The organism is Pseudomonas sp. Y24-6 (genome assembly GCF_020295325.1).
In the GTDB taxonomy this organism is placed as follows: Bacteria; Pseudomonadota; Gammaproteobacteria; order Pseudomonadales; family Pseudomonadaceae; genus Aquipseudomonas; species Aquipseudomonas gregormendelii.
Map to the genome: position 1 here is coordinate 35,980 of NZ_JACBXG010000006.1, position 12,994 is coordinate 48,973.

13 protein-coding genes are annotated in these 12,994 nt (G+C 59.5%); 9 read left to right on the top strand and 4 right to left on the bottom strand.

Annotated elements, in window-relative coordinates:
• Positions 1–22: 22 nt before the first annotated feature.
• From HYI44_RS13200 to HYI44_RS13210, 3 genes are all read left to right on the top strand, one after another.
• A complete protein-coding gene (locus HYI44_RS13200; protein ID WP_225569583.1) occupies positions 23–1,039 on the top strand; it encodes a class I SAM-dependent rRNA methyltransferase in 1,017 nt (338 codons plus the stop codon).
• Positions 1,040–1,132: 93 nt separating this feature from the next.
• Positions 1,133–4,084: a DUF748 domain-containing protein gene (locus HYI44_RS13205; protein ID WP_225569584.1), complete on the top strand. Its 2,952-nt coding sequence runs from the start codon at positions 1,133–1,135 to the stop codon at positions 4,082–4,084.
• The gene (locus HYI44_RS13210; RefSeq protein WP_122839064.1) at positions 4,084–4,380 is read left to right on the top strand and encodes a DUF2845 domain-containing protein; all 297 of its coding nucleotides are present in this window, start codon (positions 4,084–4,086) and stop codon (positions 4,378–4,380) included. Before HYI44_RS13205 ends, HYI44_RS13210 begins: the two co-directional genes overlap by 1 nt.
• Positions 4,381–4,636: 256 nt before the next feature.
• Here HYI44_RS13210 and HYI44_RS13215 read toward each other — a convergent pair whose 3' ends face one another.
• Positions 4,637–4,993: a BON domain-containing protein gene (locus HYI44_RS13215; protein ID WP_045059387.1), complete on the bottom strand. Its 357-nt coding sequence runs from the start codon at positions 4,991–4,993 to the stop codon at positions 4,637–4,639.
• A gap of 319 nt (positions 4,994–5,312) precedes the next feature.
• Positions 5,313–5,720 (bottom strand): pilin, encoded by a 408-nt coding sequence (locus tag HYI44_RS13220; RefSeq protein ID WP_225569585.1) that lies wholly within the window; start codon positions 5,718–5,720, stop codon positions 5,313–5,315.
• Positions 5,721–5,945: 225 nt separating this feature from the next.
• Here HYI44_RS13220 and pilB point away from each other — a divergent pair, with 225 nt between their 5' ends.
• The 5 genes from pilB to yacG are packed head-to-tail and all read left to right on the top strand — an operon-like array spanning position 5,946 to position 10,554.
• Positions 5,946–7,643: a type IV-A pilus assembly ATPase PilB gene (gene pilB / locus HYI44_RS13225; protein ID WP_225569586.1), complete on the top strand. Its 1,698-nt coding sequence runs from the start codon at positions 5,946–5,948 to the stop codon at positions 7,641–7,643.
• 2 nt (positions 7,644–7,645) lie between these two features.
• Complete coding sequence (locus HYI44_RS13230) at positions 7,646–8,863, top strand: type II secretion system F family protein (RefSeq protein ID WP_225569587.1); 1,218 nt, start codon at positions 7,646–7,648, stop codon at positions 8,861–8,863.
• Position 8,864: 1 nt separating this feature from the next.
• Positions 8,865–9,737: a prepilin peptidase gene (locus tag HYI44_RS13235; RefSeq protein ID WP_122839026.1), complete on the top strand. Its 873-nt coding sequence runs from the start codon at positions 8,865–8,867 to the stop codon at positions 9,735–9,737.
• A complete protein-coding gene (gene coaE, locus HYI44_RS13240; RefSeq protein ID WP_225569588.1) occupies positions 9,734–10,357 on the top strand; it encodes a dephospho-CoA kinase in 624 nt (207 codons plus the stop codon). The genes HYI44_RS13235 and coaE overlap by 4 nt, the downstream gene beginning before the upstream one ends.
• Positions 10,354–10,554, top strand: coding sequence for a DNA gyrase inhibitor YacG (gene yacG, locus HYI44_RS13245; RefSeq protein WP_122839024.1), 201 nt, complete (start codon positions 10,354–10,356; stop codon positions 10,552–10,554). The genes coaE and yacG overlap by 4 nt, the downstream gene beginning before the upstream one ends.
• Positions 10,555–10,590: 36 nt before the next feature.
• Here yacG and HYI44_RS13250 read toward each other — a convergent pair whose 3' ends face one another.
• Positions 10,591–11,280, bottom strand: a complete 690-nt coding sequence (locus tag HYI44_RS13250; RefSeq protein ID WP_225569589.1) for an energy-coupling factor ABC transporter permease — start codon at positions 11,278–11,280, stop codon at positions 10,591–10,593.
• Positions 11,281–11,467: 187 nt separating this feature from the next.
• On the opposite strand from HYI44_RS13250, the gene HYI44_RS13255 reads away from it, so the two are divergent.
• Positions 11,468–11,704 (top strand): DUF2790 domain-containing protein, encoded by a 237-nt coding sequence (locus HYI44_RS13255; RefSeq protein ID WP_122839022.1) that lies wholly within the window; start codon positions 11,468–11,470, stop codon positions 11,702–11,704.
• A gap of 8 nt (positions 11,705–11,712) precedes the next feature.
• Here HYI44_RS13255 and HYI44_RS13260 read toward each other — a convergent pair whose 3' ends face one another.
• Positions 11,713–12,981, bottom strand: coding sequence for an OprD family porin (locus HYI44_RS13260; protein ID WP_225569590.1), 1,269 nt, complete (start codon positions 12,979–12,981; stop codon positions 11,713–11,715).
• Between the last annotated feature and the right edge of the window lie 13 nt (positions 12,982–12,994).

Below are 12,994 nucleotides of genomic sequence, written 5' to 3' on the forward strand. Positions count from 1 at the left end.
TTCCCTCTGCAAGGCGCACAGCATGTCTTCCTTGAATCAGGCGCTGCGCGCCGCCCTCGATCATCGCCAGGACCTGCTCGCCGAGCTGCATCAACAAGGCACCGATTGCTACCGCCTGTTCCACGGTAGTCAGGAAGGCGCCGGCGGCCTGACCATCGACCGCTATGGCCCGCAACTGCTGGTCCAAAGCTTCCACCAGGCGCTGGAACGCGAAGCCCTGCTTGGCCTGCACGCGACCATCAACCAGCACCTGGGCCTGGAGACTCTGCTGGTCTACAACGACCGCTCCCGGGGCAATTCGCGCATTGATCGCGAAGACACCGTCTACCGGGCCGACGAAGCAGCGCTGCAGGACCTGATCGGCCACGAGTGGGGCCTCAACTATCGAGTTCGCGGCCGTCATGCCGGACAGGATCCGCTGCTGTTCCTCGACCTGCGTAACACCCGCGGCTGGGTCAAGGCGCACAGCCAAGGCAAAAGCGTACTCAACCTGTTCGCCTACACCTGTGGCGTCGGCCTCAGCGCCGCAGCCGGCGGCGCGCGGGAGGTGTGCAACCTGGACTTCGCCGAGGGTAACCTGGCGGTCGGGCGCGAGAATGGTCTGCTTAACCCGCAACTGCCGACCATGGAATTCATCCAGTCCGATTATTTCCCGGCGATCCGCCAACTCGCGGGCCTGCCCATCAGCCAGCGTCGCGGCCACAAGCTTCCCGCTTACCTGCGCCTGGAGCAGCGTCAATACGACCTGGTGCTGCTCGACCCACCTGCCTGGGCCAAGAGCGCTTTCGGCACCGTCGACCTGCTGCGCGACTACCAGAGCCTGCTCAAGCCGGCGCTGCTGAGCACGGCTGATAACGGTGTGCTGATCTGCTGCAACAACCTGGCGAAAGTCAGCATGGAGGACTGGCGCGAACAGGTTTTGCGCTGCGCGCAGAAAGCCGGCCGACCGGTTCGCGAATGGACCGTAATGACCCCCGGCGTGGACTTTCCGTCGATGGATCAGCAGCCGCCGCTGAAGACCTTGATCCTGCAACTCTGAAATTCTTCGACTTTTTCATATCAAACCTGCAAAGCGCGACCACTTCGGAACCAGAATCGCGTGCCATACTCCAAGGCACTCCGATTCCGACAGATGAAGCCGCACATGCCCAAAGGATTGATCCGCGCCATTGGCGCCTTGTTGACTGCTCTGGCTCTCTACAGCCTGCTGGGGTTTCTGATTTTGCCGGGCATCGCGTTGCGGGTCGCCAATCAACAATTGGCCAATTACGCAACGGTGCCTGCGCACATCCAGCGCATCGAACTCAATCCGTTCAGCCTGGAATTAACGCTGTGGGGACTGATCGTTGGCGAACCGGGCAAGGAGCAGGTCGGTTTCGAACGGCTCTACGCCAACCTGCAGATCGACAGCCTGTGGACCAAGGCGCTGCACCTGTCCGACATTGAGCTGAACAAACCCAAGAGCGAAATCCTGTTCGACAAGGAAGGCAAACTCAATCTGCTCGGTCTCTTCAAAATTCCCGCCAGCGAACCGGTCCCGCCGGATCCGGATGCAAAGCCGTTTCCGCTGCGAATTGAACGGATCAAACTGGCTGATGGCGTGGTGCATTTCAAAGATGCCCGGCCCAGCGAACCTATCGAGTTTCTCTACGACAAACTCGACTTCGAACTGAAGAACCTCAGCACCCTGCCCGAAGACAGTGCCGACATGACGCTGGTGGCCGCCGGTCCCAACGGCGGGCAGATCGACTGGACAGGCAACTTCAGCCTCATCCCGATCGCCTCCGAAGGCAAACTGAAGATCACCGACGGCAGGATGAAGGCGTTCTGGCCTTATGTGCGCGATTCGGCACCCTTGGTGCTCGAAGACGGCGTCTACAGCCTGAGCACCGACTACAAGCTCAACCTGTCCAAGCAAACCGAGCTGCTGCTGAGTAACCTCGCGCTCAGTGTCTCCCCCTTCGCCATCAAGGCCCCGGACGGGCGGCAATTGGCAAAGCTGGAACGACTGGACGTCACTGAAACCACCATCGATCTGGCCAAACAACAGGTTGTCGTCGGCAAGATCCGCAGCAACAAACTGGAAACATGGGCCGCGCTGGAGTCCGATGGGCAACTCGATTGGCAAAAACTGTTCGCCAGCCAACCGTCCAAAGCGGCCGCCAAAGCCAAGGCCGAACCCGCCAGCACCCCGGCGGCCGCGGACTCGCCGAAACCCGAGCCGGCAGCGCCGGGCAAACCCTGGCAAGTGCTGCTCAAGGACGTGCAACTGCGCAATTACCAGGTGCATCTGGCGGACCGCAAGGCACAGCCCGCCGTAGAGCTGGACCTGAGCCCGCTGAACGTCGACCTGCAGAATTTCGACAGCCTCAATGGCGCGCCTTTCAACCTCAAGCTCGACACCGGCGTCGGCAAGCAAGGCAAGCTCACCGCAGACGGCGTGGTCAACCTGGCCCCGGTCACTGCCAATTTGAAGGTGCAGACCAAGGACATCGACCTGCGGGTCGCCCAGTCTTACATCAACCCGTTCATTCGCCTGGAACTGCGCAGCGGCATGCTGGGCAGTGATCTGGCGGTCGACCTGAAAAGCACCGAGCCGCTCGCCTTCAGCGTCACCGGCCGCGCCCAGGTCGATCAGCTGCATACCCTCGACACCCTCAAGACCCGCGACTTCCTCAAGTGGCAACAGGTGGTGGTCGAAGGCCTGAACTACCAGCATGGCGACAGCCTGTCGATCGACAAGGTCAACCTGTTCCAGCCGTACGTGCGTTTCATGATCAATGATGACCGCACCACCAACGTCGATGACCTGCTGATCCCGCAACCGGCCGATGCCAGCACCAAGGGTGCAGCCGCCAAACCGGCCAGTAAGGACAAGCCGCTGGGCATCCATGTGGGCGGCATCGCCATCAATGATGGTTCGGCCAACTTTGCCGACTTCAGCCTGACCCCGAATTTCGCCACGGCCGTCCAGCAGCTCAACGGTGCCATCGGCACCATCGACAGCCGTCAGGCGAAACCCGCCAGCGTTGACGTCAAGGGCAAGGTCGATCGCTACGCGCCGGTGACCATCAAGGGTGCAGTCAACCCATTCGACCCGATGGCCAGCCTCGACATCGCCACCAGTTTCAAGCGAGTGGAACTGACCACGCTGACGCCCTACTCCGGCAAATTCGCCGGGTATCGCATTCGCAAGGGCCGGCTCAACCTCGACCTGCACTACATGATCACCAAAGGCCAGCTGAAGGCCGAAAACAAGGTGGTGGTCGAGCAACTGCAACTGGGCGAAAAAGTCGACAGCCCCGACGCCGTCAGTCTGCCGTTGAAACTGGCGATCGCCCTGCTCAAGGACGTCGACGGCAAGATTTCCATCGAGCTGCCGGTGACCGGCGATTTGAACAATCCGCAGTTCAGCGTGATGCCGATTGTCTGGCAAACCCTGCGCAACCTGATCGTGAAAGCCGCTGCCGCGCCATTCAAGCTGATCGGCGGCCTGGTCAGCGGTGGCGGCTCCCAGGACCTGGGCACCGTCTCCTTTGCCCCAGGTTCCAGTGAGCTGAGCAAGGACGCCGAGGCCGCTTTGGTCAAGCTCTCGCAAGCCCTCAAGGAACGCCCGGCGCTACGCCTGGAAATTGAAGGCACTGCGGCCGCCCGCAGCGACGGCCCACTGATCGCCGAGCAACGGCTTGAGCGGGAATACCAGTACAACTACTACAAGATGCTCCAGCGTCGCGGCGACAAAGTACCGGCCAACGCCGGGTTGCTGCAGGTACCGGACAGCGAGAAAGGTCCGTTGCTGGAAGGCATCTACCGCACTCGCCTGAAGACCCAGCCGCCTGCCGAATGGAAAGACCTGGGCAAGGAAGAGCGCACTGCGAAGATGCGCGAGGCCGTGATCAGGTTCTGGAGTTCCAACGACGTGCTGTTGCGTCAGCTTGGTCAGGATCGCGCCAGCAGCATCAAGGATTACCTGGTCGACAAGTGCCAACTGGCCGACGACCGTGTGTACTTCATCGACGCCACGCTCGGCGAACCGCAGAGCGACGGCCGAGTCATTACGCCCCTGCACCTGGATGCCGAATGATGATCCGAATACACGCACTTGGCCTGGCTCTGCTGATATTCGCCGGGCAGGCCTGGGCAGCCGACACCCTGCGCTGCGGCAGCCAACTGATCAGCGTCGGCGACCGCACTGCAGAGGTTCTGCAAAAATGCGGCGAGCCGGTCGCCCGGGACTCGCTGGGCTACAAGCGCAGCGTGAACCGGCGCGAGGAGTACCAGGTAGAGGAATGGACCTACGGGCCGAACGGCGGGATGTATCAGTTCTTGCGATTTGAAGGTAATCGCCTGGTGCAGATCACCAGCAAACGCGGCCTGTAGAGGGCGCGGGCGCAGGGCGTAGGAACCTGTGTAGGAGCTGTGTAGGAGCTGTCGAGTGAAACGAGGCTGCGATCTTTTCCTCCAGACAGAACAGAAATCCTTTCCTGCCGACACAATAAAACAGGCCCCGACACGAATGCCGGGGCCTGTAATGGTCACATCCTTATGACCTTTCGCATGAACTCCAAAGCAGCAACAGACGTATCGCTCAGCCCGCCTGTCGCGCCTTCTCCCGGTCCAGGCGAGAAGCCTTGCCTTACTCGGCTTTCAGGCCGTCAGCGGAGACCGCTTTGACGCCTTTGATTTTCTTGGCGATAGCTACGGCCATATCTTTCTGAGCGTCAGTCACAGCAACGGTGGACGACAGGGATACTACGCCTTTGTTGGTCTCGACTTTGATGTCGGTACCAGGAATGCCTTTTTCGGTAACCAGGTCAGCTTTGACTTTGGTGGTGATCCAGGTATCGGAAGTAGCTTCTTTGGCTTCGGTCATTTCACCAGCCGCCAGCACCATAGGTGCCTGGGTAGCCTGGGTAGTTTGTGCAAATGCGGAACCGGCCATGGTCAGGGTCAGCGCGGTAGCAGCAGCGGCAGTGATAGCGAACTTCTTCATACGAGTAACTCCTGTTTTTCTGGAAAGTCTGCTGCATGTCTTGTCAGCAGGGTTACTGGGTATATTGCGAACGCTGTGCCAACTTTGAAACGTAAAAAAAATCGTTATATATCAATGGCTTGGTATTTTTGACGATTTTCGAAATCATGCAAATTGCATGAGTTGGAATATATCGACATGCAAGTTGCGGGTTTTGACGTGGGCCTAAGGCCATGAATTGTGGGAGGTTTTCCATCTACGCCTGATCGCTGGCGAATTCTCAAAAAAAAAGCCCCCGTCTTTCGACGGAGGCATTCAGATACCAGCTTTTAACTAGCAGTCAGGAAGCCGTGCAGCCTGCCGGTGCGAATTCGGAAGTTACGCTTGTAGCGCACGTCCACCCTTTGGCAGCATCTCGGGTCAGCGTCACCGTCGCACCAGAAATGGCTGCAGGTGGGCTCTTTACTGTGCAAAGGATGCCCGAAGCAGTACCGGTAACGGCAGTGATCGTGCAATTTTGCGAAGCGGAAGCATTGGGCGCAAAAGTGTCAACGCTAGGAGATGCTGTCCCCGAGTTGACTGCATCTTCATACGCAACCTTCAGTGCTGAGATTTCAGCTGCAGCTGCTGTCATCTTCGCCCGAGCCTGATACTTCGAATAAGCCGGAATGGCAAACGTCGCGAGAATCCCGATTATCGCCACCACGATTAGCAGCTCGATCAGGGTAAAACCTTTTTGGTTATTCATAGAAAACTCCATGCATGAGTCGGAATCTCATGATCTGGATTATCTCCAGCACAGCCCATGCCAATTGCCGACTCCCCCGCTGGCTTGGGCGCCGGCTTCTGTCAGGCCCTTCCGAAGCCCTGGAAAACCGCACTAACTGACATTTTTTGTCACTTCTACAGCCATGGTTTGGCTCCGTCCCTTGACTAGGCTATAAGTCATGAACTGTCTGCGTCCGGTATCCCAATGAATGACATCGCTCTTAGCGGCCTGGCCAAACAATTGGTCCTGGCCGAACTGCTGACTGATAAAAGCGCGCAACAGGCGTATCAGCAAGCCCAAAGAAACCGTACCTCGCTGGTCACCCATCTGGTGCAGAACAAGCTGGTGAAGAGTCGACAAGTCGCCGAAATTGCTTCCGAACATTTCGGCATGGCCCTGTTCGATCTCAATGCCCTCGACAAGGAAGCCCTGCCCAAAGGGCTGATCAGCGAGAAGCTGGTTCGCCAGCACCACGTGCTGCCTCTGTGGCGGCGCGGCAACAAGCTGTTCATTGGCGTGTCCGACCCCAGCAATCACCAGGTCATCAATGACATCCAGTTCAGTACCGGGCTGACCACCGAAGCCATCCTGGTCGAGGACGACAAGCTCAGCGATGCCATCGACAAGCTCTTCGACTCCCAGTCCACCGGGCTGGAAGATATGGCCGACGTCGACCTCGACGGCCTGGACATCGAATCCGCTGACGACCGCCAGGACCCTATAGGCGGGCAGGATGCCGATGACGCGCCCGTGGTGCGCTTCGTTCACAAGATGCTGCTCGACGCGATCAAGAGCGGTTCTTCCGACCTGCACTTCGAGCCCTACGAAAAGAGCTACCGCGTGCGCATGCGCACCGACGGCATGCTGCGCGAAGTCGCCAAGCCGCCGATTCAACTGTCAGGACGTATCGCCGCACGCCTGAAGGTCATGGCCAGTCTCGACATCTCCGAGCGCCGCAAACCCCAGGACGGGCGGATCAAGATGCGCCTGTCCAAGAGCAAGTCCATCGACTTCCGGGTCAACACCCTGCCGACCCTGTGGGGCGAAAAGGTGGTGATCCGGATCCTCGATCCCTCCAGCGCCCAGATGGGCATCGACGCCCTGGGTTACGAGCCGGTACAAAAAGACCTGTACATGGCCGCGCTGAAGCAGCCACAGGGCATGATCCTGGTCACCGGGCCCACGGGCTCGGGCAAGACCGTGTCGCTCTACACCGGGCTGAACATCCTCAACACGGTGGACATCAATATCTCCACCGCCGAGGACCCGGTGGAGATCAACATGGAAGGTATCAACCAGGTGAACGTCAATCCCCGGCAAGGCCTGGATTTCGCCCAGGCCCTGCGCTCCTTTCTGCGCCAGGACCCGGACGTGATCATGGTCGGCGAGATTCGCGACCTCGAGACCGCGGAAATTGCCATCAAGGCGGCCCAGACCGGACACCTGGTGTTGTCGACCCTGCACACCAACAGTGCGGCAGAGACCCTTACCCGCCTGCAGAACATGGGCGTACAGGGTTTCAACATCGCCACCTCGGTGAGCCTGATCATCGCCCAACGCCTGGCACGCAAACTGTGCAGCCATTGCAAGAAACCCATTGATATTCCCCGGGAGGCCTTGATCAAGGAAGGGTTTCCCGAGGCCCGCATCGGCTCCTTCACCATCTATGAGCCGGTTGGCTGCGATCTGTGCAATGGCGGCTACAAGGGCCGGGTGGGGATTTACGAAGTGGTCAAAAACACCCCGGCGCTGCAACACCTGATCATGGCCGAAGGCAACTCGCTGCAAATCGATATCCAGATGCGCAAGGACGGTTTTGATGACCTGCGTACTTCCGGGCTGCACAAGGCCATGCAGGGTATTACCAGCCTTGAAGAAATCAACCGGGTCACCAAGGACTGAACATGGCGGTCAAAGCAGCGAAACTCAGCGTCTACGCCTGGGAAGGCACGGACAGGAAAGGCACGAAGATGACCGGCGAACTGAACGGTCAGAGCCCGGCGCTGGTCAAGGCGCAGTTGCGCAAGCAAGGCATCAACCCGGGCAAGGTACGCAAGAAGTCGGTGTCGATTCTCAACCTGGGTAAACGCATCACGGCCCAGGATATAGCCCTGTTCACCCGGCAGATGGCGACGATGATGAAAGCCGGCGTACCGCTGCTGCAATCGTTCGACATCATCGGCGAGGGCTTCGAGAACCCGGCCATGCGCAAGCTGGTGGACGAGGTCAAACAGGAGGTCGCGGCGGGTAACAGCTTTGCCGCGTCCCTGCGCAAAAAGCCGCAATATTTTGACGAGCTCTACTGCAACCTGGTGGACGCGGGCGAACAGGCCGGCGCCCTGGACACCCTGCTGGAACGGGTGGCGACCTACAAGGAAAAAAGCGAGAGCCTCAAGGCCAAGATCAAGAAGGCCATGACCTATCCGCTGGCCGTGGTGTTCGTCGCGATCATCGTCACCGGAATTCTGCTGGTCAAGGTCGTGCCGCAGTTCGAATCGGTGTTCAAGGGCTTTGGCGCCGAGTTGCCGGCGTTCACCGTGATGGTCATCGGTCTCTCCGAATTCCTCCAGCAATGGTGGTGGCTGTTGCTCGGCGTCCTGATTGCGGGGTTCTTCGGGGTGCGCCGCGCCTTCAAGACTTCCCAGGCATTGCGTGATCGCACCGACGTCTGGCTGTTGAAGCTGCCCCTGGTCGGCACCCTGCTGTATAAATCGGCCGTGGCCCGCTACGCCCGCACCCTCTCCACCACCTTCGCCGCCGGTGTGCCGCTGGTGGAGGCCCTGGAATCGGTGGCCGGCGCCACCGGCAACATCGTGTTCAAGCGTGCGGTGCTGCGGATCAAGCAGGACGTATCGACCGGGATGCAGCTGAACTTCGCCATGCGTACTTCCGGGGTTTTCCCCAACATGGCCATCCAGATGGCAGCCATCGGCGAAGAGTCGGGCGCCCTCGACGACATGCTCGACAAAGTCGCGAGCTTCTACGAGGACGAGGTCGACAACATGGTCGATAACCTCACCAGCTTGATGGAGCCGTTTATCATGGTGGTGCTGGGGGTTGTCGTCGGCGGCCTGGTGGTTGCGATGTACCTGCCTATCTTCCAACTCGGCGCAGCGATCTGACATGCCCTTGAATGAAATTCTGCAGCACTCCCCACTGGGCTTCGTCGCTCTGGCCCTGGTGCTTGGCTTGCTGGTGGGCAGCTTCCTGAATGTGCTGGTCTGGCGGCTGCCCAAAATGCTCGAGCGTGAATGGCGCCTGCAAGCACAAGACATGCTCGGCCATCCCGCTCCTGCGCCACTGCCGACTTACAACCTGATGCTGCCTCACTCCCAGTGCCCGCACTGTGGCCATTCGATCCGGGCGTGGGAGAATATCCCGGTCATCAGTTACGTGTTTTTGCGCGGCCGCTGCTCCGGCTGCGCTGCGCCGATCAGCAAGCGCTACCCGTTGACCGAGCTGGCCTGTGGCCTGCTGTCAGGGTTCATCGCCTGGCATTTTGGCTTCGGTTGGCCGGCCTGCCTGGTGCTCTTCCTGACCTGGGGCCTGCTGGCCATGAGCCTGATCGACGCGGAGCATCAATTGCTCCCGGATGTCCTGGTATTGCCGCTGATGTGGCTGGGTTTGATCGCCAACAGTTTTACCCTGTTCGTGCCGCTCCACGAAGCGCTGTGGGGCGCGATCGCCGGTTACATGGTGCTGTGGTCGGTGTTCTGGGTGTTCAAGCTGGTGACCGGCAAGGACGGCATGGGCCACGGTGATTTCAAGCTGCTGGCGATGCTCGGCGCCTGGGGCGGCTGGCAAATCCTGCCCCTGACGCTCCTCCTGTCTTCCCTGGTTGGCGCCATCATTGGCGTGGCCATGCTGCGTATGCGTAACGCAAAAACCTCGACGCCGATGCCCTTTGGGCCCTATCTGGCAATTGCCGGCTGGATTGCCTTGCTCTGGGGTGGTCAAATAACCGACTTCTATTGGCAGTTTGTCGGTTTGAAATGAGTACCCCTGTGGAAAAACCCTGGATTCTTGGCCTGACCGGCGGCATCGGCAGCGGCAAAAGCGCGGCCGCCCAGCACTTCATTGACCTGGGCGTGCACGTGATCGATGCCGACCATGCCGCGCGCTGGGTGGTTGAACCCGGTCGCCCGGCGCTGGCGCAGATCGCCGGGCACTTCGGTGCCGGCGTGCTGCAAGCCGACGGCCAACTCGACCGCGCGGCGTTGCGTAAACTGATCTTCGAAGTTCCCGAAGAACGTCGCTGGCTCGAGGCGCTGCTGCATCCGCTGATCGCCAGGGAAATCAGCGATCACCTGGCCAAGGCACAATCGCGCTATGCGATTCTGGTTTCGCCATTGCTGATCGAGTCCGGCCAGTACGCCATGACCCAGCGGGTGCTGGTGATCGATGCGCCCGAGCAGCTGCAGATAGAACGCACCTTGCAGCGCGACCAGACCAGCGAACAGCAAGTCCAGGCGATCCTCAAGGCACAGTCCAGTCGCCAGGACCGCTTGAGCCATGCCGACGATGTGGTGGTCAACGACCGCGACCTCGCCTGGCTGCACAGCGAGGTCGAGCGCCTGCATCACTTTTACCTAACATTGCGTGGAGGCCAGTCATGAGCCAAACCCCAACCGTCAACTGCCCCACCTGCGGCGCCCCGGTCGAATGGAGTGCTGACAGCACCTTCCGGCCGTTCTGTTCGGACCGCTGCAAACTGATCGACCTGGGCGCCTGGGCGTCGGAAGAACACAAGATTCCGGTGAGCCCGGATGCCGAAGATGACCTGTTCAGCGAGGACTTTGAACCTCGTCATTGATGGCCGGCCTGCACGACGTCGGCCGCCAGGTGAGGATCATGCCTTGGGGTCGTCGTCTTTCCATGGCGCGGACAGGTAGCGCGTGCGATTGAAGGTTTCAAGCCACTCGGGGCTGAACACCACCAGTGCGCTGACGATCATGCCGTTGATAAACGCCTCGGGAAAAATGATCAGCCACAGGTAACCGATGAAATCCTCCAGCCAGTAAGGCATCACGAAGCGCTCGTCGAACCACAGCAACCACAGCGCCAGCAGCAGGCACAGCAGGGCCGAAAGCGCTGCGGCGAAAAACCCGGATACGAAGATGTAGACGAAGGGATTACGCGGTTGTGCGCGCTCGACCAGGATGGCGCAGCACTCGGTAATCAACACCGGCAGCATGATCAGCAACGCACCGTTCACCCCCATCGCCGCCAGGTCCTGGCGCCCGAGCATGATCAACCCCGCTTGCGCAACAAACCCGCCGACTATTGCCAGTGGCCAGTCGAGCAATAGGGTCACCGCAGTCATGCCGAGAAAGTGATAGGACACGCCCGTATCAAAATCCCGCCTGACCAGCCATAGCATGAACAGGGCGAACACAGTACCAAACAACAGGTGCTGGCGGCGGCGATCGCTGAACAGTTCGACCCAGGGCGAGCGCGCAATGGCCCAGAGCAGAATCGGAACGTAGATCACCCATCCGATGGTCAGGGTTTCGGCTGACAGTAGCTCGGCGCCGATCATGGCTGTGCTTGCTCCTTTTCCGTACCGGGAGGATTTTCAGTCTACACCGTGCTGGTTGCACCGCACCGATCGAAGTGGACACCATCGATTGTTACGTACCCTGCAACGCTGAATCGGCCCCGCCCCCCTTTATCCAATGGAGGCAAAGACTAAAATTCAACCAACAGAATCAACCAGGAGAATCCAGATGAAAACCCTCACTGCCCTGCTTTTGGCCTTCGTCGCCACCTCGGCCATGGCCGCCAACAACGAACCCGCTGCCACTCCCTACGACCCGGCACACCCGCTGGATATCGCCAAGGTAGTCTCCGTCAGCGACACCCCGACCGGCTGCGATGTCGTACCGGCCACCATGGTCTACATCGATCATCAGGGCCAGACTCAGCGAGTCACCTATCAAGTCATGGGCAATTGCGACCTGTAATCAACGCATCACAGCAAGGTCCATGTGTAGCTGAGGATCAGGCGATTCTCGTCAATGTCACTGCGGTAGTTTGAGCGCGCCATTACATTGCGCACACGAACCCCAACGCCTTTGAGGCTACCACTTTGCACGACATAGCCAAGGTCAAGATCACGCTCGCGGTCCTTGCCCTCGAACCCTTGCCCGGTGTCGACGTTATTACCGGAAATGTAACGCACGGTACTCGTCAAACCCGGCACGCCTAAAGCGGCGAAGTCGTAGTCGTAACGCGCTTGCCACGAGCGCTCGTCAGTGTAGGCAAACTCATAGGTTGGCACCTCGTTGCCCAACGGCGATATGTTGGCAAACACCCGTGGAAAGGCGCTGTCACCGAACATCCCCTGGTAACCGACATAGAACGTATGGCCACCACGCTTGGCCGACAACAGCGAAAAGAACGCCTGGTTGTCGATATTACCCAGCAGTTTTTTGCCATCTTCGCGTGAATCGTAATAACCAATGTTGGCGCCCAGAATCCAGTCACCCGTCGGCTGACTGTGTTTGAGGCCCAGAAAACGCTGGTTGTAGATATCTTCCAACTGCCCGTACCAGGCGCTGACGGAACTGCGTTTATCGTTGAAGGCGTAATCGCCACCGGCAAAATTGAAACCGTCGCTGCTGACCTGACGCTGCGGCACGTGACCCAGCATGGCCTGCATTTTTTCGTCGCCCGCTTCGTTGCGCAGACTGGTGGAGTTCAAGTGACCGCCCTGCAATGTCAGGCCGTTGATCTCACTCGAACTGATGCTCGCACCCTGATAGCTCGGCGGCAGGAGGCGGATATCACTGAACGCCAGCACCGGCACATTAGGTTGCAACTCCCCCACCTTGATTTCGGTTTTCGAGTAGCGGACCTTCAAGGCTGCTTCGAGTCGGCTGTAATCGTTGGCCGCGCGCCCATCATCTTTCACCGGCAGCAAACCGGTATTGACCCGGTCGGGACTGCTGTCGAGCTTGAGGCCGAGCAGGCCGATCACGTCCACGCCAAATCCCACGGTCCCCTGGGTGTAGCCCGATTTGACGTTGAGCATGAAGCCCTGCGCCCACTCTTCAGCCTTCGACTGCCGGTTTGCGCCGACGATGTCGGAGAAGTCCCGGCTGAAGTAGTAATTGCGCGCTTGCAAGGTGGCCGTGGTGTCTTCGATAAAGCCAGCCTCTGCCGCCAGCGCACCGACGGAGAAACTCGAGACGAGCGCCATGGACAACACCGAACCGGTTGTTGGAACAATCTGTTTCATCGTCTTTTCTCTT